This is a genomic window from Streptomyces sp. NPDC008125 (assembly GCF_042957125.1).
In the GTDB taxonomy this organism is placed as follows: Bacteria; Actinomycetota; Actinomycetes; order Streptomycetales; family Streptomycetaceae; genus Streptomyces.
The window spans coordinates 1-23,132 of record NZ_JBIBHR010000037.1 but is presented as its reverse complement, the minus strand read 5'-3'; the positions used below and the strand labels follow the sequence as shown (position 1 = coordinate 23,132).

At 71.8% G+C, this 23,132-nt stretch carries 23 protein-coding genes; 15 read left to right on the top strand and 8 right to left on the bottom strand.

The annotated features are described in order from the left end of the window. Positions 1-59: 59 nt before the first annotated feature. A complete protein-coding gene (gene lon / locus ACFZAX_RS34350) occupies positions 60-2,477 on the bottom strand; it encodes an endopeptidase La (protein WP_390966738.1) in 2,418 nt (805 codons plus the stop codon). A 723-nt stretch (positions 2,478-3,200) separates the two neighbouring features. Between lon and ACFZAX_RS34345 the strand changes: the two genes are divergently transcribed. The 4 genes from ACFZAX_RS34345 (at position 3,201) to ACFZAX_RS34330 (ending at position 5,042) form a co-directional block, all read left to right on the top strand. Beyond that, entirely contained in the window at positions 3,201-3,539 is a 339-nt protein-coding gene (locus ACFZAX_RS34345) for a MerR family transcriptional regulator (RefSeq protein WP_390966736.1), read from the top strand. Between the two features lie 446 nt (positions 3,540-3,985). Then, positions 3,986-4,195, top strand: a complete 210-nt coding sequence (locus tag ACFZAX_RS34340; protein WP_390966734.1) for a cold shock domain-containing protein — start codon at positions 3,986-3,988, stop codon at positions 4,193-4,195. Between the two features lie 206 nt (positions 4,196-4,401). Then, on the top strand, positions 4,402-4,680 hold the full coding sequence (locus ACFZAX_RS34335) for a CBS domain-containing protein (protein WP_390966732.1): 279 nt from the start codon (positions 4,402-4,404) through the stop codon (positions 4,678-4,680). Between the two features lie 56 nt (positions 4,681-4,736). Further along, on the top strand, positions 4,737-5,042 hold the full coding sequence (locus ACFZAX_RS34330; RefSeq protein WP_390966730.1) for an SCO5918 family protein: 306 nt from the start codon (positions 4,737-4,739) through the stop codon (positions 5,040-5,042). Between the two features lie 22 nt (positions 5,043-5,064). On the opposite strand, the gene ACFZAX_RS34325 is transcribed toward ACFZAX_RS34330, so the two are convergent. From ACFZAX_RS34325 to ACFZAX_RS34310, 4 genes are all read right to left on the bottom strand, one after another. Then, the gene (locus ACFZAX_RS34325) at positions 5,065-5,658 is read right to left on the bottom strand and encodes a nucleotidyltransferase domain-containing protein (RefSeq protein ID WP_390966728.1); all 594 of its coding nucleotides are present in this window, start codon (positions 5,656-5,658) and stop codon (positions 5,065-5,067) included. Beyond that, entirely contained in the window at positions 5,658-6,362 is a 705-nt protein-coding gene (locus ACFZAX_RS34320) for a maleylpyruvate isomerase N-terminal domain-containing protein (protein ID WP_390966726.1), read from the bottom strand. Before ACFZAX_RS34320 ends, ACFZAX_RS34325 begins: the two co-directional genes overlap by 1 nt. Positions 6,363-6,437: 75 nt before the next feature. Further along, entirely contained in the window at positions 6,438-7,037 is a 600-nt protein-coding gene (locus tag ACFZAX_RS34315; RefSeq protein ID WP_390966724.1) for a TetR family transcriptional regulator C-terminal domain-containing protein, read from the bottom strand. A 192-nt stretch (positions 7,038-7,229) separates the two neighbouring features. Next, positions 7,230-7,991: an SDR family oxidoreductase gene (locus ACFZAX_RS34310; RefSeq protein WP_390966722.1), complete on the bottom strand. Its 762-nt coding sequence runs from the start codon at positions 7,989-7,991 to the stop codon at positions 7,230-7,232. Between the two features lie 670 nt (positions 7,992-8,661). Here ACFZAX_RS34310 and ACFZAX_RS34305 point away from each other — a divergent pair. The 5 genes from ACFZAX_RS34305 (at position 8,662) to ACFZAX_RS34285 (ending at position 15,784) form a co-directional block, all read left to right on the top strand. Beyond that, a complete protein-coding gene (locus tag ACFZAX_RS34305; protein ID WP_390966720.1) occupies positions 8,662-9,363 on the top strand; it encodes a spermidine synthase in 702 nt (233 codons plus the stop codon). 227 nt (positions 9,364-9,590) lie between these two features. Continuing rightward, a complete protein-coding gene (locus ACFZAX_RS34300) occupies positions 9,591-10,328 on the top strand; it encodes a response regulator (RefSeq protein ID WP_390966718.1) in 738 nt (245 codons plus the stop codon). Beyond that, positions 10,325-11,401 carry an ATP-binding protein gene (locus tag ACFZAX_RS34295; protein ID WP_390966716.1) on the top strand — a complete coding sequence of 359 codons (1,077 nt, stop codon included), beginning with the start codon at positions 10,325-10,327 and terminating at the stop codon, positions 11,399-11,401. Before ACFZAX_RS34300 ends, ACFZAX_RS34295 begins: the two co-directional genes overlap by 4 nt. Before the next feature lie 258 nt (positions 11,402-11,659). Continuing rightward, positions 11,660-15,463, top strand: a complete 3,804-nt coding sequence (locus ACFZAX_RS34290) for a multifunctional oxoglutarate decarboxylase/oxoglutarate dehydrogenase thiamine pyrophosphate-binding subunit/dihydrolipoyllysine-residue succinyltransferase subunit (RefSeq protein WP_390966714.1) — start codon at positions 11,660-11,662, stop codon at positions 15,461-15,463. Positions 15,464-15,601: 138 nt separating this feature from the next. Continuing rightward, positions 15,602-15,784, top strand: a complete 183-nt coding sequence (locus tag ACFZAX_RS34285; protein WP_067035457.1) for a DUF6104 family protein — start codon at positions 15,602-15,604, stop codon at positions 15,782-15,784. A gap of 59 nt (positions 15,785-15,843) precedes the next feature. Here the strand turns inward: ACFZAX_RS34285 and ACFZAX_RS34280 are convergent, their stop codons facing one another. Next, positions 15,844-16,689 (bottom strand): hypothetical protein, encoded by an 846-nt coding sequence (locus tag ACFZAX_RS34280; protein WP_390966712.1) that lies wholly within the window; start codon positions 16,687-16,689, stop codon positions 15,844-15,846. 164 nt (positions 16,690-16,853) lie between these two features. Between ACFZAX_RS34280 and ACFZAX_RS34275 the strand changes: the two genes are divergently transcribed. Both ACFZAX_RS34275 and ACFZAX_RS34270 read left to right on the top strand, forming a co-directional pair. Then, positions 16,854-17,711, top strand: coding sequence for a DUF4097 family beta strand repeat-containing protein (locus ACFZAX_RS34275; RefSeq protein WP_390966710.1), 858 nt, complete (start codon positions 16,854-16,856; stop codon positions 17,709-17,711). Position 17,712: 1 nt separating this feature from the next. After that, positions 17,713-18,882, top strand: coding sequence for a helix-turn-helix transcriptional regulator (locus ACFZAX_RS34270; RefSeq protein WP_390966708.1), 1,170 nt, complete (start codon positions 17,713-17,715; stop codon positions 18,880-18,882). Between the two features lie 130 nt (positions 18,883-19,012). Here the strand turns inward: ACFZAX_RS34270 and ACFZAX_RS34265 are convergent, their stop codons facing one another. Together ACFZAX_RS34265 and ACFZAX_RS34260 are read right to left on the bottom strand one after the other, a co-directional pair. Next, positions 19,013-19,600, bottom strand: coding sequence for a Clp protease N-terminal domain-containing protein (locus ACFZAX_RS34265; protein ID WP_390966706.1), 588 nt, complete (start codon positions 19,598-19,600; stop codon positions 19,013-19,015). Continuing rightward, complete coding sequence (locus ACFZAX_RS34260; protein WP_390966705.1) at positions 19,600-19,809, bottom strand: helix-turn-helix domain-containing protein; 210 nt, start codon at positions 19,807-19,809, stop codon at positions 19,600-19,602. The genes ACFZAX_RS34265 and ACFZAX_RS34260 overlap by 1 nt, the downstream gene beginning before the upstream one ends. Before the next feature lie 147 nt (positions 19,810-19,956). On the opposite strand from ACFZAX_RS34260, the gene ACFZAX_RS34255 reads away from it, so the two are divergent. The 4 genes from ACFZAX_RS34255 to ACFZAX_RS34240 all read left to right on the top strand — a co-directional run bounded on the left by ACFZAX_RS34255 (position 19,957) and on the right by ACFZAX_RS34240 (position 22,919). Continuing rightward, positions 19,957-20,922 carry a zinc-binding dehydrogenase gene (locus ACFZAX_RS34255; RefSeq protein ID WP_390966703.1) on the top strand — a complete coding sequence of 322 codons (966 nt, stop codon included), beginning with the start codon at positions 19,957-19,959 and terminating at the stop codon, positions 20,920-20,922. A gap of 65 nt (positions 20,923-20,987) precedes the next feature. Beyond that, positions 20,988-21,434 (top strand): DUF6304 family protein, encoded by a 447-nt coding sequence (locus ACFZAX_RS34250; RefSeq protein WP_390966701.1) that lies wholly within the window; start codon positions 20,988-20,990, stop codon positions 21,432-21,434. A gap of 124 nt (positions 21,435-21,558) precedes the next feature. Then, positions 21,559-22,554 carry an NAD-dependent epimerase/dehydratase family protein gene (locus ACFZAX_RS34245; RefSeq protein ID WP_390966699.1) on the top strand — a complete coding sequence of 332 codons (996 nt, stop codon included), beginning with the start codon at positions 21,559-21,561 and terminating at the stop codon, positions 22,552-22,554. A 17-nt stretch (positions 22,555-22,571) separates the two neighbouring features. Beyond that, positions 22,572-22,919 (top strand): DUF952 domain-containing protein, encoded by a 348-nt coding sequence (locus ACFZAX_RS34240; RefSeq protein WP_390966697.1) that lies wholly within the window; start codon positions 22,572-22,574, stop codon positions 22,917-22,919. Positions 22,920-23,132: the final 213 nt, after the last annotated feature.

The following is a 23,132-nucleotide window of genomic DNA, read 5'->3' as shown; positions in this document are numbered from 1 at the left end:
GGAGGCGGGCCGTCCGTACCGGTCGCGCGGGCGACGGCACGTCCGTCACGCCGTGCCGCTCACGCCGCGGCCGGAACCTTCTCCTCCGCGCCCGCGGTGGCCGGGGCGAGGGCGATCTCCAGCACCTGGCGGACGTCGGTCACCGGGTGCACCTCCAGCTTCTCCAGGACCTCGGCCGGGACGTCGTCCAGGTCGGCTTCGTTCCGCTTGGGGATCACCACGGTGGTGATCCCGGCCCGGTGCGCCGCCAGCAGCTTCTGCTTCAGTCCGCCGATCGGCAGGACCCGCCCGGTCAGCGAGACCTCACCGGTCATCGCCACGTCCGTGCGGACCAGCCGTCCGGAGAGCAGCGAGGCCAGTGCCGTGGTCATGGTGATGCCGGCGCTCGGGCCGTCCTTCGGGACCGCGCCCGCCGGGAAGTGGATGTGGGTGCCCCGGTCCTTGAGATCGGCGACGGGCAGCTCCAGCTCCGCGCCGTGCGACCGCAGGAAGCTCAGCGCGATCTGCGCGGACTCCTTCATCACGTCGCCGAGCTGACCGGTCAGGGTCAGTCCGGATGCCCCGGTCTCCGGATCGGCCAGCGAGGCTTCGACGAAGAGCACGTCGCCGCCCGCACCGGTCACCGCGAGGCCGGTCGCCACACCCGGCACCGCCGTACGCCGCTCGGCCGGGTCCTGCGCGGACTCGGGCACATGGTGCGGCCGTCCGATCAGCCCACGCAGATCGGCGTCGGTGACCGTGAACGGCAGCTCGCGGTCGCCCAGTTCGTGCTGGGCCGCGACCTTCCGCAGCAGCCGGGCGACGGCCCGCTCCAGATTCCGTACGCCCGCCTCACGGGTGTACTCGCCGGCCAGCTTGCGCAGCGCCGACTCCTCCAGCGCGACCTCGTCCTTCTCCAGACCGGCCCGTTCCAGCTGGCGCGGGAGCAGGTGGTCGCGGGCGATGACGACCTTCTCGTCCTCGGTGTACCCGTCGAGCCTGACCAGCTCCATGCGGTCGAGCAGCGCCTCCGGGATGGCCTCCAGGACGTTGGCGGTGGCCAGGAAGACCACGTCGCTGAGGTCGAGCTCGACCTCCAGGTAGTGGTCGCGGAAGGTGTGGTTCTGCGCCGGGTCCAGCACTTCGAGCAGGGCGGCGGCCGGGTCGCCCCGGAAGTCGGAGCCGACCTTGTCGATCTCGTCGAGCAGCACGACCGGATTCAGTGATCCGGCCTCCTTGATCGCCCGGACGATGCGCCCCGGCAGCGCCCCGACGTACGTACGCCGGTGGCCCCGGATCTCCGCCTCGTCCCGGACACCGCCGAGCGCCACCCGGACGAACTTCCGCCCCATGGCGTGCGCGACGGACTCACCGAGCGAGGTCTTGCCGACCCCGGGAGGGCCGACGAGCGCCAGCACCGCACCGCCGCGCCGCCCGCCGACGACGCCGAGGCCGCGGTCGGCACGGCGCTTGCGGACCGCGAGGTACTCGGTGATGCGTTCCTTCACGTCCTCAAGACCGGCGTGCTCGGCGTCGAGGGTCGCCCGCGCGCCCCGGATGTCGTACGCGTCCTCGGTCCGCTCGTTCCAGGGCAGCTCCAGGACGGTGTCCAGCCAGGTCCGGATCCAGGCCCCCTCGGGGCTCTGGTCCGAGGAGCGCTCCAGCTTCTCGACCTCCTTGAGCGCGGCCTCGCGGACGTGCGCGGGCAGATCGGCGGCCTCGACGCGGGCGCGGTAGTCGTCGGACTCGTCCCCCGGGTCCCCGTTGAGCTCCGACAGCTCCTTGCGTACGGCGTCGAGCTGGCGACGCAGCAGGAACTCGCGCTGCTGCTTGTCGACGCCCTCCTGGACGTCCTTGGCGATGGACTCGGCCACGTCCTGCTCGGCGAGGTGCTCGCCGAGCCACTGCACGGCGAGCTTCAGCCGGGCGACGGGGTCCGTGGTCTCCAGCAGCTCCACCTTCTGCGCGGTGGTGAGGAAGGGGGAGTAACCGGAGTTGTCGGCGAGCGCGGAGACACCGTCGATCTGCTGCACCCGGTCGACGACCTGCCAGGCCCCCCGCTTCTTCAGCCAGCTGGTGGCGAGCGCCTTGTACTCCTTGACCAGCTCGGCGACGGCACCCGGCAGGGGGTCGGGCACCTGCTCGTCGATCCGGGTCGCCTCGACCCAGAGGGCCCGGCCGGGACCTGTCGTACCGGTGCCGATCCGTACCCGCGAGCGCGCCCGCACGATCGCTCCGGGGTCCCCGTCGGAGAGCCGCCCGATCTGCTCGACCGTGCCGAGGACGCCGGTCCCCGTGTATCTGCCGTCGATGCGCGGCACCAGCAGCACCTCGGGCTTGGCGCCCTCGGCGGCTGCGGCCTGCGCGGCCTCGACGGCGGCACGCGCCTCGCTGTCGGAAAGATCGAGTGGAACCACCATGCCGGGCAGCACGATTTCGTCGTCGAGCGGCAGCACGGGCAGGTCGAACGGGGTGGACGCCTTGGTGTCGGTAGCCATGATCTTCCCTTCGGCAGTCAAGTTGAGCTATGCACGCTCAATGCTTGTGAGCCGGGGAATGTTCCCCGGAGCGTGTTCGCTCTGAGCGATCGACGGATGACCGTCCCGCACAGCCCGGCGCAGCGGACACCCCGGCGGACACCCGGCGGCCGCCCCGCCGGAAACCTCTCTGGACTCGGCGAAGAAATCTGCAGTGGCGGCAGTAGACATTGCTTCATGCTGTGGCTAGGGTTTCTCTCGTAGCTGAGAGAGACAGCAGGGCCCGGCAGAGACGAACCGCCGGGCAGCGGTACGCAGGGCAGCAGTACGCACGACGGTGCGGTGGTGGAGTCCCGGAGCCAGGAGCGACGCGAGAAGGCGACGGGGCTGACGACCGGACCGGGCGGCCCGCAGTGATCAGGGGCCGCCGCGGACGTATCGCGGGAGCGGTACGCGCACACGGCCCACCGCCGGGTGGGCCAACCCGAGGGAAGAACGGAGGAACGGGCGTCATCACCATCGCCCGGGCGGGAACGACGGGCCCGGGTACCGCAGGACATCGACAGCGAGGTGGTCTCCGGTCAAGCACACGCGATCCCCGCACCCGCGGCCGTCCGCCGCGAGTCGGTGCGGAACAAGAAGGCCGGCAGGGTACTGAAGTCGGCAGATGGTGTAGCAGTTCCTTCGGGGCCCTGGTGCCGTACGGCACCAGGGCCCCTCCACGCGTTCCACGGAGAGGTGCGTATGACAGCACAGGACTCGAACGGCCGTCTTGACGACGACGACTATCCCGCTTTCACCATGGGCCGGGCCGCCGAGATGATCGGCGCCACCCAGGGCTTCCTCCGCTCCGTCGGCGAAGCCCGTCTCATCACCCCGCTCCGGTCCGAAGGCGGCCACCGTCGCTACTCCCGCTACCAGCTGCGCATCGCCGCGCGCGCCCGGGAACTCGTCGACCAGGGCACCCCCGTCGAGGCCGCCTGCCGCATCGTCATCCTCGAAGACCAGCTCGAAGAGGCCCAGCGGATCAACGCCGCATACCGCCGGGCCGCCGAAGCGCCCGGCTCGCCGCCCGCGCACTGAGGGAGCTCGCCCCGCCCGCCCCCTCGCCCGGGCCGCCCCCGCTCAGCCGGCGCCGCGCCGTACGCGCACGTCGGCGGGAGCGGGCGCGGCGCCCTCCCGGGCCTCCGCTCCCGGACGCCTCCGTGGACGACGGACGAAGCGCATCCCCGAAGAGCTGCGCCCCCGGTGGAGCAATATCTGTGCCCGCGGGGCGAGCTTTGAGTACATCGCGCACGAAGTGTTTTCGGCCGGGCAGGGGGAGTGGAATTACACATCGCCTGCCCACCACTACCGCATGCTATCGTCGAAGCAGTTGCCGTGGTCCTAAAATTTCGAGCACCCTCGTCGACATTTCCGACAGTAGGACGCCTTTCGCGTTTCCGGTCGTTTTCGGACGGGGCATCACCGCGGCAACCGGGCATCCGTGCAACTGCGGTTTCCGGCGTAATGCCCCAAGGAGATACGACATGGCGTCCGGCACCGTAAAATGGTTCAACGCGGCCAAGGGTTTCGGCTTCATCGAGCAGGAGGACGGCGGCCCCGACGTGTTCGCCCACTTCTCGAACATCGCTGCCGAGGGCTTCCGCGAGCTGCTCGAAGGCCAGCAGGTCACCTTCGACATCGCGCCCACCCAGAAGGGCCCCACGGCCGAGAACATCGTTCCCGTCCGATCGTGACGCGCCCGGTTTCCCTCTCCGCGAAGCACCGCCGTTTCACCGTCGCACCCGATTCACCGCAGGCCTGATCCGATTTCGCATTCCGTTCGGCGCATTCTCGGCATTCCCGTGGCGGATTTACCCCCGCTGCGGGAATTTCTTGATCGGCGCCGCGTCGAGGAAGGTTCCTCTTGGGCCCCGTACGTACGCGCAGACACTTCTCCCGCATGAGTCCCACCGACGCCGTCCAGCTTTCCGACGACGGCCCCCAGGAACCGCGGGTAGGCGACGACATGACCGTCGAAGTGGCCCTGTCGGTCATGACCAGTGCCCGCGTCGATCACCTGCTCGTCTGCGACAACGACGGGCTGTGCACCGGGATCGTCACCCTGGCACGGCTCGCCGCCGTACGGGAAGGGACCGCGTACACGGACCGGATCCGGTTGCGCGACCTTCTCGCCGACGAACGGGACGGCGCTCCGGGCCTGCTCGCCCTGGCCCACTGAGCCGACCCGCCCAGCACGACAGCACCCCACTCCTTCTCTTCTCTCTGTGAGGCATCATGCGCTGCGTCATCGCCCGCTTCCCGTTCGAGCTCACCAAGAGCGGGGTCCTGGAAGCCATGAAGGGCATCAAGCCGGAGCCGGCCGTCGGCGAGTGCGTGATCGTGGGCCGCCGCACCTACCCGGTCAAGCAGGTCGGCCAGGTCGTCACCCGGCAGGACCGCCGGGACTTCAGCGCCGGCGAGGTCCTGCGGGCCATGGCGCAGCTCGGCTTCACCTGCCCCGCGGTTCCCCGCGCGGCCGCGCCCGTGTCCGACTCGTTCCAGCACGCCTCCGAACTGCTCGGCGCTCCCGCAGCCGCCTGAGCCCAGGCGGACCCCGGCCCTGTCAGAAGTGCGTGGCGACCTCGAAGGCACGCCGCAACAGGGCCATGTCGTGCAGGTCGCGCGGGGTGGGTTCGTACCCCTGGTGGAAGTAGACCTGCTGCTCCGCCGAGAGGCACGGGACGCGCGTGCCCCCGATGGTGCCCGTCACGAAACTGGTGGCGGGGTACCGGAAGGGGCGGTCCGGTTCGGGCGACGCCTGTACGGCGGAACCGTCGGCGGCGAAGACCAGCGGGTGCAGGTCCAGCTCGCGGCCCGGCGAGGACGACCCGTCCCGCGAGGACGACCCGTCCCGCGAGGACGACCCGTCCCGCGAGGGTGAGGGCGACCCGTCCCGCGAGGGTGAGGGCGACCCGTCCGGCGAGGACGCGAGGACGAACCGTACGGGGCGCTGGTCGAGCCTCTCCACGAAGCCGGCGCCCGCCAGCGCGGCCAGCACGGCGGGCTCCTGGTCCAGGCGGTGCATCAGGTCGAGGTCGCGGTGGTCCCGGGTCTGCTCGCCGATCAGCGCGTCGATCCCCCAGCCTCCGCCGACCCATACGTCGGTCTCCGCCCGGCGCAACAGGGCCAGGACGGACAACACCTCTTCCGCCGTCATCACGGCGCGCCCTCCCTTTCCTCGGCCGGTCGGGTCCAGGGTGTGCCGTCCCAGCGCCAGGTGGTCAGCCGCGCGCGCCCGGGCAGTTCGGCGCGTCCGGTGGCCCAGAGCAGAGTGGGCCAGGGGTCCGTGGACTCCGGAGCGTCCGGGAAGAGCCTGGCGAGCACCCGCGAGCAGATGCCGGCGGGCGGGCTCCAGGCAAGACCGAGGCCCTGGGCCAGGTCGTGGGTGTGCACCAGGGTCTCCACGATCCCCATCGCGGCGAAGCCCTCGGGGTCGGACGCACCGTAGCCGTGGTGGGCGAGAGCCTGCGGGGGTTTTGTACGCACCATGGCGGTCAGCAGCGCACCGCTGGCCTCCAGCACCTGGAGCAGGCCGTCGGGACCGGCCTCGCGGTCCGCGTGGATCGCGTTGGCGGGGCCGCCGGGCCGCCGGCTCTCCCACAGGAACGGCACCTCGCCCTTCATGGGCGGTGTCCGGGGGCCGAGTTGTGCGGCGTACGCGAAGAGGTCGTCGCTGAGGTGCTCGACGGTCTCCCAGCAGTCCCACTCCAGCGAACCCGCCTTCCCTTCCCACGCGCCCGGCGGGGCCTCGCGAAGGACGTCCACCGCGAGCCGCACAGCGCGGTCCAGATCGTCCGCGGTGACAGGGCCGTCAGCGGCGGCGCAGGACGAGAAGGGGTCGGTCTCGGCCGATCGGGACATGGCAGGACGGTACCTCCGTCCAGGGGGAGCCACGCCCCCTGCGGCAGGGACCGGTGCCCACGCGGTGGTGGTTCTTCAGCCGTTGTCCGGCACTCGCAGGTGGTCGAGGGCCAGGTCCAGGGCGGATTCCAGCGGGCCGAGGCGGCCGGTGGCGATCAGGGTGAAGGCGCCTCCCTGCACGGCGGCGAGGATCGACTCCGCCGCCCGCTCCGCGTCGGGCGCGGCCGACATCTGCCCCTGGCGCTGCATGTCCCGCACTCCGGAGGCCAGTTGGGCCTGCCAGCGGTCCATCAGGTCCTCGGCGACGGTGCGCACCTCGGGGTTGTCACCGGCGAGCTGGCCGGTGAGGACGTTCAGTGGGCAGTTGCGGCCCTGGCGGCGGTAGTGGTCGAGTACCGCGTCGCGCCAGGCGTCCCAGGCGGCCCAGGTGGTGAGTTCGCCGAGGTGGGGCTGCTGGTCGGCGAGGATCGCCTCGGCCTCGTGCCGGGCGACGGCGATGAGGAGGGCGGACCGGCCCTCGGGGAAGTAGTGGAAGAGCTGGCTCTTGCTGGTTCCGGTCGCGGCGCGGATCTCGTCGAGGGAGACCTCCGGCCCGCGCCGCCGCATCAGCTGGGCCGCGCCGTCGACGATGCGCTGCCGCGTCGCGGCGCCCTTGCTGGTCAGGCCCTGTGCCACGGGTCCGCTTCCTGGAGTGCGGGGGGGGCGCCCGGCAGTGGTGCCCGGAGGGCGCGCGTACCGGATCTCGCCTGGTCGCCCATCGTACAACCGGGCGTACGGGCCACGGGGGCACGGCCCTGGGGCCATGCCCTTCCGAGCCCGCGACCCGGCGCCCTGAGCCCGCCCGGAGACGCGGCGGTCGGGCAACGGTCAGGCGGCGATCACCGCGGTGGAGGTCCGGCCGCCGTCCACGTCGAGGACGATGCCCTGTACGAAGGAGGAGTCGTCGCTCGCGAGGTAGACGACGGCTCGGGCGATGTCCTCGGGCCTGCCGTGCGTACCGGCCGGGGTCCCCTTCATCATCACGTCGCCGGGCATCGGCTCGTCGGAGGGCTCGTGGACCACGCCCGGCGAGACCGCGTTCACCCGGACCCCGGACGGCCCGAACTCCGCGGCCCAGGCGCGGGTGAGGGTTTCGACGGCGCCCTTGGTGGAGCTGTAGAGCGCGTTGGAGGCGACGCCGAGCCGGGTGATCCAGGAGCCGAGGTTGACGACGACTCCCCCGCCGGCCACCACCATGGCCGGGGCCACGGCCGCGGTGAGGAAGAAGGGGGCCTTCACGTTCACCCCGTACACCCGGTCGAAGGTGGCCTCGTCGGTGGTGGCCGTGGTGGACGGCGGGTAGATGCCCGCGTTGTTCACCAGGATGTCGATGCGTCCGCCGAGCACCTCGGTGCTCCGTTCGGCGAGCGCCCGGGAAGCGGCGGCGGTGCCGTCCAGGTCGGCGGCGACGAAGTCGGCCCGGCCCCCGGCGGCCCTGATCTCGGCGACCACCCGTTCACCGCGCTCGCCGTCGCGGCCGGAGACCACGACATGGGCGCCCTCCGCTCCGAGGGCCAGCGCGATGGCCCGTCCGATGTTGCTGGTCGCGCCGGTGACCAGCGCCGTCGTGTTGTCAAGTCGTGCCGTCATGGCGCCGCACTCCCTCTCGGATACTCCCGGAACCCGGGGCTCCCGGAACCCCCGGAGCCCAGGACTGGACCGTACGGTCCAGACCTCGTACGGTTCTAAACTAACCCTTGTGGACCGCACGGTCCATTCCTGCGGACGGAGAGCCGCGGAGCCGGACCCGACCGGTGCACGAGAAGGGGCGTCGGCCCCGGCCTCACACGCCGCGCAGGCGCTCCGGGGCGCGTCCGGCGACCGCGCCTTCGACGAGCGAGGTGCGGCGCACCGGACGTACCGCCATGACGGACGCTCCCCGTGACCGAGGTGGGGGCGGCCCCGGCACCGCGGTGCGGGGTTCCTGGTTCGGTCAGCCGGGCGGCGAGGCGTTCACGGACGGAGGCGTACCGGTCGGGCAGCGGTCCGGACCGGGGCGGTGTCCCCGTCGGAGCTCCTGTCGTTAGCGGAGCAGGCCCGCGGCGCGCGGAGGGGGGATCACCGTCCGGCCGGACCCGGTCCGCGCCGGAGAATCGCGCCCCGCCGGCCCTTGACGGCCCTTCACGAGGCGGGGCCACTCCCGCCGAGGACAAAGCCACCGCCCGCCCCGCACAAACCCGTTGGCGGTACGGGCACCCGCCGCGCCAGGATGGGCGGCCTCGAACCCGTTCGCCACCACCGGAGACCGGAGAGCAGCAGCATGCCCGCCAGTACCACCCCCGGCCGTCACGCGGACCCGGCCCCCGTCACCCTCGACCGCCGCGACGGCCCCTTCGGCGAGGTGGTGCTGCGCGAGCGGGGCGGGCACTTCGAGATCATCGCCAACGGCTGTTTCCTGATGGACACCTCGGACGGCCGGTCCGAGCGGCTGCTGATCGACGCGGCGCTCGCGGCGCTGCCGCCCGCGCGACCGGCCCCGTCCGTGCTCATCGGCGGGCTCGGTGTGGGGTTCTCGCTGGTGCGGGCGGCCGGGCAGGAGCGGTGGGGGCGGATCGTCGTGGCCGAGCGGGAGCCGGCGATCGTGGAGTGGCACCTGGGCGGCCCGCTGGAGCGGATTTCCGGTTCCGCGCTGGCCGACCCCAGAACCAGGATTCTCCGTACGGACCTGGTCGAGCATCTCCGTACGACTACGGAGCGTTATGACGCATTGTGTCTGGACATCGACAACGGCCCGGAATGGACCGTCACCGAGGACAACGGAAGCCTCTACTCCCCTTCCGGCCTGGCCGCCTGCCGGGAGCGCCTGACCCCCGGAGGCGTTCTCGCCATCTGGTCCGCACAACCGTCCGAATCATTCGAACACGCTCTGCGAGGTGCCGGTTTCGAGGGGGTACGGACCGAAGAGGTGGCCGTTGCCCGAGGTGTGCCCGACGTGGTTCATCTCGCACTTCGGACGGGCTGAGCACCCCGCCGGGGTATCCGGCCGGGCGGGGATACCCGGACAAGGCACGCTTTCCCCCACCCCCGGCGGGGTATCCCTTCCAGTCCGGGCACCACCCTGCGTAGCCGAAAGGCACCCGCTGCCTCTACGCTGCTGCCCGGCAGACGGACCGGACACGCAAGAAAACGAGCGAAGAAACCGCGTCCCGCGGAGGAATGATCTCACCGGGAGCGGGCAGGGGCGGGGCGATGGAACAGACACACACCAACCACAACGGCGTCGCGGCCACCCCCGGAGCGCAGCGCCGGGTGCTGGTGGTCGAAGACGACGCCACGATCATCGAGGCCATCGCAGCGCGTCTGCGGGCGGAGGGCTTCCTGGTGCAGACCGCACTGGACGGCCCGGCCGCCGTGGACGCGGCCGAGGCGTGGCAGCCCGATGTCATGGTGCTCGACATCATGCTCCCGGGCTTCGACGGCCTGGAGGTCTGCCGCCGGGTGCAGGCGCAGCGCCCGGTGCCGGTGCTGATGCTGACCGCCCGGGACGACGAGACCGACATGCTGGTCGGGCTCGGGGTCGGCGCGGACGACTACATGACCAAACCGTTCTCCATGCGGGAGCTGGCCGCCCGGGTGCACGTGCTGCTGCGCCGGGTCGAGCGGGCCGCTCTGGCCGCCGTGACGCCGCGCAGCGGCATCCTGCGACTGGGCGAGCTGGAGATCGACCACGCGCAGCGCAGGGTCCGGGTGCGCACCGACGACGTCCATCTGACGCCGACCGAGTTCGACCTGCTGGTCTGCCTGGCGAACACCCCGCGTGCGGTGCTGTCCCGGGAGCAGCTGCTCGCCGAGGTGTGGGACTGGGCGGACGCCTCGGGCACCCGTACGGTCGACAGCCACATCAAGGCGCTGCGCCGGAAGATCGGCGCCGAGCGCATCCGTACGGTGCACGGTGTCGGTTACGCGTTGGAGACCCCGGCAGCATGACCCGCTCCGGGCCCGGTCTGCGCCCGTTCTCGATCAAGGCCAAGCTGGGGACGCTCGTCGTGGTCTCCGTGTTCATCACCACGGGGCTGCTCGTGGTGGCGCTGCGGACCAGGACCGAGTTCCAGTTCATCACCGTCTTCTCGGTGATCGCCACGCTGCTGATCACCCAGTTCGTCGCGCACGGCCTGACGGCTCCGCTGGACGAGATGCGGGCGGTGGCCCGGTCGATCTCGCACGGCGACTACACCGGCCGGGTCAGCGGGGCCGGGCGCCGCGACGAGCTGGGTGACCTGGCGCAGACGATCAACCTCATGGCGGACGATCTGGAGGCGGTCGACCGGCACCGCAAGACGCTGGTCGCCAACGTCTCGCACGAGCTGAGGACCCCCATCGCGGCGCTCCGTGCCGTGCTGGAGAACGTGGTGGACGGGGTGTCGGCCGCCGACCCGGAGACCATGCGGACCGCGCTCCAGCAGACCGAGCGGCTCGGCCGGCTGGTGGAGACGCTGCTCGACCTGTCGCGGCTGGACAACGGTGTCGTGCCCCTCAAGGCCGGCCGGTTCGAGGTGTGGCCCTATCTCGCCGGGGTACTGAAGGAAGCGAACCTCGCGGCCTCGCACCGCCGGCTTTCCTCGGGGTCCGGCAACCACTCCCGTACGGACGTCCATCTGCACCTCGACGTGTCCCCCGCGGACATGACGGCGTACGCGGACACCGAGCGGCTGCACCAGGTCGTGGCGAATCTCATCGACAACGCCGTCAAGCACAGTCCGCCGCACGGCCGGGTGACGGTGCTGGCACGGCCGAGCGCGCAACCCGAGTCCCTGGAACTCGAAGTGATCGACGAGGGCCCCGGTATCCCGGAGGCCGAGCGTCATCGTGTCTTCGAGCGGTTCAACCGGGGTCAGAACCCCTCGCCGCACGGCCCCGGCAGCGACGGGGGCACGGGGCTCGGACTGGCCATCGCCCACTGGGCGGTGGATCTGCACGGTGGCCGCATCAGAGTGGCTGAATCCACACAGGGATGCCGGATTCAGATCACCCTTCCGGGGATGTCACCGGCCCGCAGTTGACATATGGTTCGAACGAACGGGACGTGATCTTGGTCCCTCGTCACCAGGGGTACGGCCCGCGGGGCCCCAGCCGTGTCCCTGACTACCCGAAGCGCAGCGGAACCCCGCTTGTTTCCCGCCATTCCGAGCTCCGAAACCCGCCTTCAGATGTGATGTGCACGACGATGAGCGGCCCGGTCTGCAAGGAACGGTGCGGGAGGCGTAGCCTTGATTCCCGCTGTCCATCACCTTGTGAAGCGGAAGAGGGCGGTTGCCGCCGTGTCGTCTCAGTCCCCCAGTAACTCGACCATCTCGACCGACCAAGCAGGCCCGGGAATCAACCCGGCCGCTGCTTTCGGTGCCAATGAATGGCTCGTCGACGAGATCTACCAGCAGTACCTCCAGGATCCGAACTCGGTCGACCGTGCCTGGTGGGACTTCTTCGCCGACTACAAGCCGGGTTCCGGCACGGCGGACAAGCCCGGAGCCGCAGCCCCGGCGGCCACTGCCGCCCCGGTGACGCCGGCCGCCGCGCCCGCCGCCGGAGAGGCCGCGCCCGCGCAGGCCGCCCCGGCAGCCCCCGCGAAGCCCGCCGCCGCGGCTCCGGCCGCGCCCGCCGCCCCGGTGGCCCCCGCGGCGCCGGCCGCGGCCCCCGCCCCGAAGGCGCCGGCCGCCAAGGCGCCCGCCAAGGCCGCTCCGGCGACCGAGGCCGCCGGCGGTCCCGAGTACGTGACGCTGCGCGGTCCCTCGGCCGCCGTCGCGAAGAACATGAACGCCTCGCTGGAGCTGCCGACGGCCACGTCCGTCCGCGCGGTGCCGGTGAAGCTGCTCTTCGACAACCGCATCGTCATCAACAACCACCTGAAGCGCGCCCGCGGCGGGAAGATCTCCTTCACGCACCTCATCGGGTACGCGATGGTGCAGGCCCTCAAGGCCATGCCGTCGATGAACCACTCCTTCACGGAGAAGGACGGCAAGCCGACCCTGGTCAAGCCTGAGCACGTCAACCTCGGTCTGGCCATCGACCTGGTCAAGCCGAACGGCGACCGGCAGCTCGTGGTCGCGGCCATCAAGAAGGCCGAGACGCTCAACTTCTTCGAGTTCTGGCAGGCGTACGAGGACATCGTCCGCCGTGCCCGCATCGGCAAGCTGGGCATGGACGACTTCACCGGGGTCACCGCCTCGCTGACCAACCCCGGCGGCATCGGCACCGTCCACTCGGTGCCGCGCCTGATGCCCGGTCAGGGCCTCATCATGGGCGTCGGCGCGATGGACTACCCGGCGGAGTTCCAGGGCACCTCGCAGGACACCCTGAACAAGCTCGGTATCTCGAAGGTCATGACGCTGACCTCGACCTACGACCACCGGGTCATCCAGGGTGCCGCCTCCGGCGAGTTCCTGCGGGTCCTCTCGCAGCTGCTGCTCGGCGAGAACGGCTTCTACGACGAGATCTTCGAGGCGCTGCGCATCCCCTACGAGCCGGTCCGCTGGCTCAAGGACATCGACGCCTCGCACGACGACGACGTCACCAAGGCCGCACGGGTCTTCGAGCTGATCCACTCCTACCGGGTCCGCGGCCACGTCATGGCCGACACCGACCCGCTGGAGTACCGCCAGCGCAAGCACCCCGACCTGGACATCACCGAGCACGGCCTCACCCTGTGGGACCTGGAGCGCGACTTCGCGGTCGGCGGTTTCGCCGGCAAGTCGATGATGAAGCTCCGTGACATCCTCGGTGTGCTCCGTGAGTCGTACTGCCGCACCACCGGCATCGAGTTCATGCACATCCAGGACCCGAAGCAGCGCAAGTGGCTCCAGGACCGGGTCGAGCGTCCGCGCTCGCAGCCCGAGCGCGAGGAGCAGCTGCGCATCCTGCGCCGCCTCAACGCGGCCGAGGCCTTCGAGACCTTCCTGCAGACGAAGTACGTCGGCCAGAAGCGGTTCTCCCTGGAGGGCGGCGAGTCCGTCATCCCGCTGCTCGACGCGGTCATCGACTCCGCCGCCGAGGCCCGCCTCGACGAGGTCGTCATCGGCATGGCCCATCGCGGCCGGCTGAACGTCCTGGCGAACATCGTCGGCAAGTCGTACGCGCAGATCTTCCGCGAGTTCGAGGGCAACCTCGACCCGCGCTCGATGCACGGCTCCGGCGACGTGAAGTACCACCTGGGCGCCGAGGGGACCTTCACCGGTCTGGACGGTGAGCAGATCAAGGTCTCGCTCGCCGCGAACCCCTCGCACCTGGAGGCGGTCGACCCGGTCCTGGAGGGCATCGCCCGCGCCAAGCAGGACATCATCAACAAGGGCGGCACGGACTTCACGGTCCTGCCCGTCGCCCTGCACGGTGACGCGGCCTTCGCCGGCCAGGGTGTCGTCGCCGAGACGCTCAACATGTCGCAGCTGCGCGGCTACCGCACCGGTGGCACCGTGCACGTGGTGATCAACAACCAGGTCGGCTTCACCGCCGCCCCGGAGTCCTCGCGCTCCTCGATGTACGCCACCGACGTGGCGCGCATGATCGAGGCGCCGATCATCCACGTCAACGGTGACGACCCGGAGGCCGTGGTCCGTGTCGCGCGCCTCGCCTTCGAGTTCCGTCAGGCGTTCAACAAGGACGTCGTGATCGACCTCATCTGCTACCGCCGCCGCGGTCACAACGAGGGCGACAACCCGGAGTTCACCAACCCGCAGATGTACACCCTGATCGACAAGAAGCGCTCGGTGCGCAAGCTCTACACCGAGTCGCTCATCGGTCGCGGCGACATCACGCTGGAAGAGGCCGAGCAGGCGCTCCAGGACTTCCAGGGCCAGTTGGAGAAGGTCTTCGCGGAGGTCCGCGAAGCCACCTCGCAGTCGGCGGCCCCGCACGTCCGCGAGCCTCAGGCGGCCTTCCCGGTCACCGTGGACACCTCGGTCTCCTCCGAGGTCGTCAAGCGGATCGCCGAGTCCCAGGTCAACATCCCGGAGCACATCACGGTCCACCCGCGCCTGATGCCGCAGATGCAGCGCCGTGCCGCCTCGGTGGAGAACGGCACCATCGACTGGGGCATGGGCGAGACCCTCGCCATCGGTTCGCTGCTGATGGAGGGCACCCCGGTCCGGCTCGCCGGCCAGGACACCCGCCGCGGCACGTTCGGCCAGCGCCACGCGGTGCTGGTCGACCAGGTGACCGGCGAGGACTACACCCCGCTGCTGTACCTGACCGAGGACCAGGCCCGTTACAACGTCTACGACTCGCTGCTCAGCGAGTACGCGGCGATGGGCTTCGAGTACGGCTACTCGCTGGCCCGTCCGGAGTCGCTGGTCGTCTGGGAGGCGCAGTTCGGTGACTTCGTCAACGGCGCGCAGACCGTCGTGGACGAGTTCATCTCCTCGGCCGAGCAGAAGTGGGGCCAGACGTCCGGCGTCACCCTGCTGCTGCCGCACGGTTACGAGGGCCAGGGCCCGGACCACTCGTCCGCCCGCCCGGAGCGCTTCCTCCAGATGTGCGGCCAGGACAACATGACGGTCGCCATGCCGACCCTGCCGTCGAACTACTTCCACCTCCTGCGGTGGCAGGTGCACAACCCGCACCACAAGCCGCTGATCGTCTTCACCCCGAAGTCGATGCTCCGCCTCAAGGCGGCGTCCTCGAAGGTGGAGGAGTTCACCACCGGCGGCTTCCGCCCGGTGATCGGTGACGCGTCGGTGACTCCTTCGAGCGTCCGCAAGGTCGTCTTCTGCGCCGGCAAGCTGTACTACGACCTCGACGCCGAGCGTCAGAAGCGCGGCGACACGGAGACCGCGATCATCCGGCTCGAGCGCCTGTACCCGCTGCCGGGTGCGGAGCTCCAGGCCGAGATCGCCAAGTACCCGAACGCCGAGAAGTACCTCTGGGCGCAGGAGGAGCCGGCGAACCAGGGTGCGTGGCCGTTCATCGCGCTCAACCTGATCGACCACCTGGACCTGGCCGTCGGTGCCGACGTCCCGCACCACGAGCGTCTGCGCCGCATCTCGCGGTCGCACAGCTCGTCGCCGGCCGTCGGTTCGGCCAAGCGCCACCAGGCGGAGCAGGCTCAGCTGGTCGCCGAGGTCTTCGAGGCCTGACCGGCAGCGGTACCCGCACGACGACAGGGACCGGCCCCCACCACGGCATCACGGTGGGGGCCGGTCCCTGTTCCCGTACCGGACCGCCCGCGCCCTACCCTGGGAGGGCTGAACATCCGCAGGCATCAGGAGCACGTTGTGTATTTCACCGACCGTGGCATCGAGGAACTGGAGAAGCGGCGCGGCGAGGAGGAGGTCACCTTCGAGTGGCTGGCCGAGCAGCTGCGTACCTTCGTCGACCTCAACCCCGATTTCGAGGTGCCGGTCGAGCGGCTGGCCACCTGGCTGGCGCGTCTGGACGACGAGGACGACGACGCGTAGCGACGCCGTGCCGCTGGGTCTCCCCACCGGCACGGCTCTCCGCACGGGTGCGGCTCCCCTCACCGGTGCGGCAACGTCTCCCGTACGAACGTCCCGGCCCTGACCTCGTTGTACGCGAGTCCCAGCACCCCCTGCGCGAGCAGCAGCGCGCCGGCCGCCGCCCATCCGCCGCTGCGGCGGAACGTCCCCCAGAGGGCCAGCGGGGCGCCGACGGCCACCTGCGTGGTGGCCACCGCCCGCGCCCGGGGGCCGAGCATCCAGGGGCCGAGGCCGCTGCTCTCCAGGGCGTCGAGTTCCACGCGCACCGCGTCGCGCCAGCCCGCCCACTCGACCCGCTCCGTCCCCGGCAGCGCCTCGGCCGCCTGCCGCAGCGCCTCGGTACTCCGGCCCGGTTCCAGTCCCGGCCGGAGTTCCACCCCGGTGCGGGTGAGGAGGCCGAGCAGTCTCCGCAGCCGCGCGCACCCGTCCGCGTGCGGGTCGGGGCGGGTCAGGGTCTGCAGGGCCTGTACGTCGAGTACCGGGTCGAGGTCCAGCCGCGCCGCGAACGTGGTCATCGCCTCGTCCTCACCGGCCGGGGTGCCGTCCGCCAGCCAGACGTACCCCACCGGGCGGCGGAAGCCGGACGCGAGCGTGCAGCCCACCCGAGTGTGGTCCCACCAGAGGGCGACGACCGGCCAGGTGGAGGCGACCGCGAGGGCCGCCGCCCAGCCCGCCACTACCCGGTCGACGGGCTCGGCGGGTTCGGCGGGCGTGTCCCGCCAGGCCCGTCCCTCCGGCACCAGCACGCTCCACTCCGCACCGGCCGGGGTGAGGAGCATCCGCTCCCGCAGGAGGTGGGCCGGCGGGCGCACGGTCTCGGTGTCGGCCCGGCACAGCAGCAGCGCCCCCATGGGTGTCGCGTTCATGCCTCACACGCTAGGGCAATTCATCCGTTGATGACCCCTTTTGACGCCGGGAGCGACGCCGAGGCCGGACCGCCCGCACTTGACTCCACCCATCCGCGATATATCGTGTTGTGCGAGAGACGCGATATGTTGCGTCGTGCCATTGCTCTCTGGAGGTCACATCCATGCCTGTGCCGACGTGGACCGTCGCCGAGCCACTGAAACTCGCCTTCGCCGAGCAGGTGACCGCGCTCAAGGTGCGGATCGTCAACGGCACCGTCAACGTGGTCGGCTCCGAGGAACCGGAAGCCCGGCTGGAGGTCTCCGCCCTCGACGGCCCGCCGCTGATCGTCACCCTCGAGGACGGCGTCCTGACCGTGACCTACGAGGACCTCGCCTGGAAGAGCTTCCTCAAGTGGCTCGACCGCAACGGACGTTCCCGCAGCGCGACGGTCACCCTCGCGGTCCCCGCCTCCGTATCGGTGGAGGTCGGCGTCGTCGGCGCCGGGGCGTTCGTCTCGGGCATCCGGGGCCGCACGGACGTACGCGGCGTCACCGGCGACACCACCCTCGTCGGGCTCACCGGGGAGGTGCGCGGCGAGACCGTCTCCGGCGGCCTGGAGGCCCAGTCCGTCACGGGCGACCTGCGGTTCACGTCGGTCGCCGGCGACCTGACCGTGGTGGAGGGCGCCGGTACCTCGGTGCGCGCCGAGTCCGTCAGCGGCGACATGGTGCTGGACGTCGACGGCTCCGGAGCGCCGGCCGACATCCGGCTGGCCACGGTCTCCGGCGCGATCGCGATCCGGCTGCCCCACCCGGCGGACGCCCGCGTCGAGGCGAACACCGCGAGCGGCGCCGTCTCCAACGCCTTCGAGGACCTGCGGGTCAGTGGCCAGTGGGGCGCGAAGAAGATCACCGGCACGCTGGGTGCGGGCACCGGCAAGCTGAGGGCGACGACGGTGTCCGGATCGATCGCGTTGCTGCGCCGGCCGCCGTCCGAGGACGAACCGTACGTTGCCGAGCCGACCGGAAAGGCGCTCTGACATGCCCCCCGTTTTCGCCCACGGCCGTCTCCGGCTCTACCTGCTGAAACTGCTCGACGAGGCCCCGCGCCACGGTTACGAGGTGATCCGGCTGCTGGAGGAGCGCTTCCAGGGCCTGTACGCCCCGTCCGCCGGCACGGTCTACCCCCGGCTGGCCAAGCTGGAGGCGGAGGGGCTCGTCACGCACGCCACGGAGGGCGGCCGGAAGGTCTACTCGATCACCGACGCGGGCCGCGCCGAACTCGCCGGGCGCACCGGCGAACTCGCCGATCTGGAGCTGGAGATCCGCGAGTCGGTCTCCGAGCTGGCCGCCGAGATCCGCGACGACGTCCGGGGCGCGGCCGGCCGGCTGCGCAACGACATGCGCGCCGCCGCCTCCGCCTCCCGCCACCGCCCGGGCCCCGGCTCCGGCTCCGGCTCGGGTGAACCCGGCGGCGCCAAGGGCGAGTGGGAGTCCTTCATCGGCGACCTGGGCGACCTCGGCCGACTGGGGAACCTCGGCGACCTGACGGAGAAGGACGCCTGGCGCAAGGCCAAGGAGGAGCTGCGCCAGGCCAAGCAGGAGTGGAAGGAGCAGGCCCGCCGGGCCAAGGACGAGTCGCGGCGCGCCCGCGAGGAGGCCCAGCAGGCCCGCCGCCAGGCGAAGGAGGCCGACGAGCGGGCCCGCGAGCAGATGCGGAACGCCGCCCGCCAGGTGCAGGAGCACTTCGCGCGGGGCGACTGGCCGGCCGGGGTACGCGACGGCCTGGCCGAGCTCACCGGCCACCTCGCCGGTCTCGCCAGGAGCGGCACCTGGCCGCCGGCCGAGAGCCCCGAGTCCCCCCGTACGGGGAGCCCGGAGGCGCGGCCGTCGGATCGGGGATCGTCGCGTACGGACGGGACCGCTGCGGGCTCCTCGGCCGCCTCCGCCGCCTCCCGTACGGAGCCGGGCCCCGCGCCCGACTGGGCGGTGGACGTGCCGGTCACGGGCGATCCGGCCCGGGATCTGGACCGGCTGCTGGACCGTTTCCGCGACGACATCCGCGACGCCGCCCGCGACCGGGGTGTCACGGCCGATCAGCTGGCCGAGGCCCGCGCCCACCTGGCGACGGCGGTCTCGCGCGTCGACACACTGCTGCGGAGGGGCACCCGGCCGGGCGAGGACGGCCCCGAGGACCTGCGTAAGGCCTGAGACCGTCCCCACGGTGACGCGGTCGGAGCCGCCACCCCGCCCGGGTGGCGGCTCCGACCGCGTCACGGGCGTGCCGGCCGGCGGCCTTCGCGTCCACGTCTCCGCCGTACTCGCACCCCTCACGGACGCGTCAGCCGGCGGCCTTCGTCTTCGCCTCTCCCCCGTCCGCGCCCCCTGCCCCGTGGAGCGCGCGCTCCACGGCCGCGTACGAGGCGCCGTGGTCCGCGAGTACGTCCGCCACCACCCCGGGCCGTACGACGAGCGCCAGCAGCAGGTGCTCCCCGCCGATGAAGCGGTCGCCCCGGCCCACGGCGATCCGCAGGGAACCCTCCAGCACCCCCTTGGCGCCGGCGGTGAGCGGACGGCGGCCCGACCGGCGACGGCGCCCCCTGCCGTTCTCCGCCAGCGCCCCCTCGCCGTGCTCCTCCTCGATCCGGGCCACGATCTCGCCGACGTCGATGCCGAGCCCGGCCAGCGCCTCCGTGTCGGCCTTCGTCAGGCCGCCCAGCCGACGGGCCTCGCCGAGGGCCGCCTCCAGGGACGCCCTGCGGTCGATGACGCCGAGCGCCGTGAGCGCGAACGCGGCCCGGCCCGATCCCTGGTCGAGGAGGGAGAGCAGCAGGTGTTCCTCGGTGATGCTGTCCTCCCCCGCGCGCTGGGAGAAGGTGACGGCTCCGGCGACGGTGGCCCGGGCCTCCTTGGTGAATCGCTCGAACATCAATGCCTCCCGTACTTCTTGTGGACGGCCTGCCTGCTGACGCCGAGTTCGGCCGCGATCTCCTGCCACGACCAGCCCTTGGCGCGGGCGCTTCCGACTTGTACGGCTTCGAGCTGCTCCAGCAGCCGCCGCAGCGCGGCGACGGCCCGCAGCCCGACGCGCGGATCGCCATCCCCGGCACGTGCGGCCAGGTCCGTTGCTTCGGTCATGATGTCAACGTACGTTGACAAACGGGATGCGTCAACTCTGGTTGACATGCAGGGTGGCGGGCGGCCCGCACAAGAGGGAGGGAAGCGCGGCGCGTGTCACACCGGCAGCCGGTTGGATCGGGCGGCGGCCGGGCCTAGGGTCGGGGCATGTTCGCCGCCTACGCAGCCCGCATCGACCGTGAAAACCCCCTGAACGGCCTGGAACTGGGCGAACGCCCCGCTCCGGAGGTCCGGCCCGGCTGGACCACCGTCGCGGTCCGCGCCGCCTCGCTCAACCACCACGACCTCTGGTCGCTGCGCGGCGTGGGCATCACGGAGGACCGGCTGCCGATGATCCTCGGCTGCGACGCGGCCGGCATCGACGAGGACGGCAACAAGGTCGTCGTGCACTCGGTGATCGGCCAGACCGGCCACGGGGTCGGCCCGAAGGAGCCGCGCTCGATCCTGACCGAGCGCTACCAGGGCACGTTCGCCGAGCGCGTCGCCGTGCCCGCCTGGAACGTGCTGTCCAAGCCGAAGGAGCTGAGCTTCGAGGAGGCCGCCTGCCTGCCGACCGCCTGGCTCACCGCGTACCGGATGCTCTTCACCAACGCCGGTGTGCGCCCCGGCGATTCCGTACTGGTGCAGGGCGCGGGCGGCGGGGTCGCCACCGCCGCGATCGTCCTCGGCCGCGCGGCGGGCCTCCGGGTCTACGCGACCAGCCGTGACGGGGCGAAGCGGAAGCGGGCGGTGGAGCTGGGCGCCGTCGACGCCTTCGAGCCCGGCGCCCGGCTGCCCGAGCGGGTGGACGCGGTCATCGAGACGGTCGGGGCCGCGACCTGGTCCCACTCGGTGAAGTCGCTCCGCCCCGGCGGCACCCTCGTCATCTCCGGCGCGACCAGCGGAGACCGGCCGTCGCACGCCGAGTTGACCCGGATCTTCTTTCTGGAACTCAAGGTCGTCGGATCCACGATGGGCTCCAAGGACGAGCTGGAGGACCTGCTCTCCTTCTGCGCGACGACCGGAGTACGGCCCGTCGTCGACGCGGTCCTGCCGCTCGACCGGGCCCGCGAGGGCTTTGAACGCATGCTCACGGGCGAGCAGTTCGGGAAGATCGTGCTCACGGCCTCCTGAGCCGCGCACGGCAAAGGGGAGGGCGGCACGAAAGGCGTCATGAGCAGGGGCTACAGTCCCTGCTCATGACAAACGAGTCGTGGGCAGGCTGGTACCGGGACCACTTGGGTTCCGACGCGGCGACCGTCTTCGCGGACGGCGGAGTGATCAAGCTGCGTATCCGGGGTGTCGACTTCGAGGGCAGCCGCCTCGACGACCTCCGCCCGGTGACGCAACCGCTCCCGGACGGCGCTTCGTTCGCGCTCGCGGGCGGCGCCCTGACCGACTGCGTCCTGGAGTGGGACCAGCCGGTGAGCGTCGCGGAAGGTTCCGGCTCCGGAGCGACCGAGCGGCCCGCGACGATGAGCTGCCTGTTCTCCCTGCGCCGCTCGGACCCTGACGTGCACCTCGCCCTGCACCTGGACGGCGCGCTCTACGAATCGGCGCGCGCCGAGCGGGACTTCGCGGCGGCCCTGGCCGCGATACGGGACGTCCTGCCCGAGGACATACGGCTGCGGGCTCCGGCTCTCTGACCGGGCCTGAACGGTCCGGTCCGGGCGCGGGCACGCCGAACTCCCGGAACCCGCATTTCGTTCCCCGCTCTGCCGACAGCGAGGCAAGGTTCCCTTCCCCCGCGCCCCGGGGCAGAGTCGAACCATGAAGATCCTCATTCTGGGCGGCACGGAGTTCGTCGGACGGTCCGTCGCCGAGGCGGCGCTCGGCCGCGGCTGGGACGTGTCCGTGTTCAACCGCGGCCGCCAGAAGCCCGTCCCCGGGACGCTGGCGCTGCATGGTGACCGGACGGCGGGAAAGGCCGGCCTGGCGGCGCTGGAGAGCGGCACGTGGGACGCGGTGGTCGACACCTGGACCGGCGCTCCCGCGGCGGTGCGGGACGCGGCCCGGCTGCTCGCGGACCGGACCGGCCACTACACGTACGTTTCCACCCGCTCGGTGCACCCGTATCCGGCCGCCGCCGGACTGCCCGAGGGCGGCCCGCTGGTGTCCGGTGCCTCCGCCGACGAGGCGGGCGAAGTCCCGTACCCGCAGGCCAAGCTGGGCGGCGAGATGGCCGCACTCGACGCCTTCGGCGACCGCACCCTGCTGGCACGCCCCGGCCTGATCCTCGGCCCGTACGAGAACATCGGCCGGCTGCCGTGGTGGCTGAACCGGATAGCCCGGGGCGGCCCCGTCCTGGCGCCGGGCCCCCACGACAGCCCGCTCCAGTACATCGACGCCCGCGACCTCGCCACCTGGGTGCTGGACGCTGCGGGGCAGGGTCTGCACGGCCCGTACAACACGGTCAGCGAGTCCGGACACGCCACCCTGGGCGAGCTGTTGGACGCCTGCGTCCGGGTGACCGGTTCCGGCGCCGAACTGCGCTGGACCGACCCGGACACCATCCTCGCGGCAGGCGTGGCGCCCTGGACCGAGCTCCCGATCTGGCTGCCCGCCGGGGAGATGCACGACACCCTCCACCGGGGCGACGTCAGCAAGGCCCTGGCCGCCGGTCTGCGCTGCCGCCCCATCGGTGAGACCGTCGCCGACACCTGGACCTGGCTGACCGCACGGGGCGGCGTAGCCCCGCAACGCCCCGACCGCCCCCCGGTCGGACTCGCCCCGGACGTGGAGGCCCGCCTGCTCGCGGCCGGCTGAGGACCTACCGTGGCGCCATGACCGACTTCCTCCTCCACCTCACCGAACCCGCCCTCTGGGCAGCCGCCCAGCACGACGGTGCCTACACCTGGTCCACCCGGGGCCGCACCCTTCAGCAGGAGGGCTTCATCCACCTCTCCCACCCCCACCAACTCCCCGCCGTGGCCCGCATGCTGTACGGCTCCGAGGAGGTGGAGCTCATCGTCCTGGTCATCGACCCGACCCGCCTCACCGCACCCCTGCGCCACGAGGCGATGTCCGAGGGCGGCGAGGAGTTCCCCCACCTGTACGGCCCGCTCCCGGTGGACGCGGTGGTCGAGGTGCGGGCATGGGCAGGGGACGGGCTCGGCGGGATGGCGGGCTGACCCGGCACACCGACTCGTGCACGGTTGCTCCGTCCAGCAGGCCGTCATCCCCTACCCGGGACCGTTCCGGGCCCTCGGCGGGGCCGCACCCCGGGCGGCAGCCCCACCCCGCACCTGCCCCTGCCCGGAAAACACCGCACCCGGCCCGCCATGGACGCCAAGTTCGGCGTCCCGCGGACCGGGTGCGGGTCAGTTGGGCGACGCGACCCGCGA

Coding starts and splice junctions, on each gene's coding strand:
- ACFZAX_RS34250 (WP_390966701.1), top strand. CDS start 20,988: ATGACAAACGAGTCGTGGGCAGGCTGGTACCGGGACCACTTGGGTTCC.
- ACFZAX_RS34255 (WP_390966703.1), top strand. CDS start 19,957: ATGTTCGCCGCCTACGCAGCCCGCATCGACCGTGAAAACCCCCTGAAC.
- ACFZAX_RS34260 (WP_390966705.1), bottom strand. CDS start 19,809: ATGACCGAAGCAACGGACCTGGCCGCACGTGCCGGGGATGGCGATCCG.
- ACFZAX_RS34330 (WP_390966730.1), top strand. CDS start 4,737: ATGCGCTGCGTCATCGCCCGCTTCCCGTTCGAGCTCACCAAGAGCGGG.
- ACFZAX_RS34240 (WP_390966697.1), top strand. CDS start 22,572: ATGACCGACTTCCTCCTCCACCTCACCGAACCCGCCCTCTGGGCAGCC.
- ACFZAX_RS34265 (WP_390966706.1), bottom strand. CDS start 19,600: ATGTTCGAGCGATTCACCAAGGAGGCCCGGGCCACCGTCGCCGGAGCC.
- ACFZAX_RS34270 (WP_390966708.1), top strand. CDS start 17,713: ATGCCCCCCGTTTTCGCCCACGGCCGTCTCCGGCTCTACCTGCTGAAA.
- ACFZAX_RS34300 (WP_390966718.1), top strand. CDS start 9,591: ATGGAACAGACACACACCAACCACAACGGCGTCGCGGCCACCCCCGGA.
- ACFZAX_RS34305 (WP_390966720.1), top strand. CDS start 8,662: ATGCCCGCCAGTACCACCCCCGGCCGTCACGCGGACCCGGCCCCCGTC.
- ACFZAX_RS34320 (WP_390966726.1), bottom strand. CDS start 6,362: ATGTCCCGATCGGCCGAGACCGACCCCTTCTCGTCCTGCGCCGCCGCT.
- lon (WP_390966738.1), bottom strand. CDS start 2,477: ATGGCTACCGACACCAAGGCGTCCACCCCGTTCGACCTGCCCGTGCTG.
- ACFZAX_RS34295 (WP_390966716.1), top strand. CDS start 10,325: ATGACCCGCTCCGGGCCCGGTCTGCGCCCGTTCTCGATCAAGGCCAAG.
- ACFZAX_RS34245 (WP_390966699.1), top strand. CDS start 21,559: ATGAAGATCCTCATTCTGGGCGGCACGGAGTTCGTCGGACGGTCCGTC.
- ACFZAX_RS34340 (WP_390966734.1), top strand. CDS start 3,986: ATGGCGTCCGGCACCGTAAAATGGTTCAACGCGGCCAAGGGTTTCGGC.
- ACFZAX_RS34325 (WP_390966728.1), bottom strand. CDS start 5,658: ATGACGGCGGAAGAGGTGTTGTCCGTCCTGGCCCTGTTGCGCCGGGCG.
- ACFZAX_RS34335 (WP_390966732.1), top strand. CDS start 4,402: ATGAGTCCCACCGACGCCGTCCAGCTTTCCGACGACGGCCCCCAGGAA.
- ACFZAX_RS34310 (WP_390966722.1), bottom strand. CDS start 7,991: ATGACGGCACGACTTGACAACACGACGGCGCTGGTCACCGGCGCGACC.
- ACFZAX_RS34345 (WP_390966736.1), top strand. CDS start 3,201: ATGACAGCACAGGACTCGAACGGCCGTCTTGACGACGACGACTATCCC.
- ACFZAX_RS34280 (WP_390966712.1), bottom strand. CDS start 16,689: ATGAACGCGACACCCATGGGGGCGCTGCTGCTGTGCCGGGCCGACACC.
- ACFZAX_RS34275 (WP_390966710.1), top strand. CDS start 16,854: ATGCCTGTGCCGACGTGGACCGTCGCCGAGCCACTGAAACTCGCCTTC.